Source organism: Idiomarina sp. Sol25, from assembly GCF_033052775.1.
Classification (GTDB): domain Bacteria; phylum Pseudomonadota; class Gammaproteobacteria; order Enterobacterales; family Alteromonadaceae; genus Idiomarina.
In genome coordinates, this window is record NZ_JAUPEW010000135.1 from 1 (window position 1) to 267 (window position 267).

General features: G+C 68.2%; 1 protein-coding gene. It reads left to right on the forward strand.

Features of this window, described 5'->3' with window-relative positions; translation table 11 throughout:
• A partial coding sequence (locus Q5L94_RS13770) for a hypothetical protein (protein WP_317498920.1) occupies positions 1–267 on the forward strand: 267 nt, incomplete at both ends.

Sequence of the window (267 nt, forward strand, 5' to 3'; positions counted from 1 at the left end):
CGCCCTGCGCCGCCAGCTGCTCCTGGCCCAGGACGAGCTGAAGAACCGCTACCTCGGCGGCCGCGGCCGCGACGCCAGCCTGAACAAGGCTGACGGCGCGCTGCAGGAAATCCTCGCCAGTAGCGGCTATCTCAGCCGCCCGGCCGAACTGCTCGACGGCGACGGCTACGGCCTGCCCCAAACCCGCGAATGGACCCGCCTGGAACGCGAAAGCGAACAACGCCAACTGCGGCTGAATCAGCTGACCGAAGAGCTGGACCAGGAAGT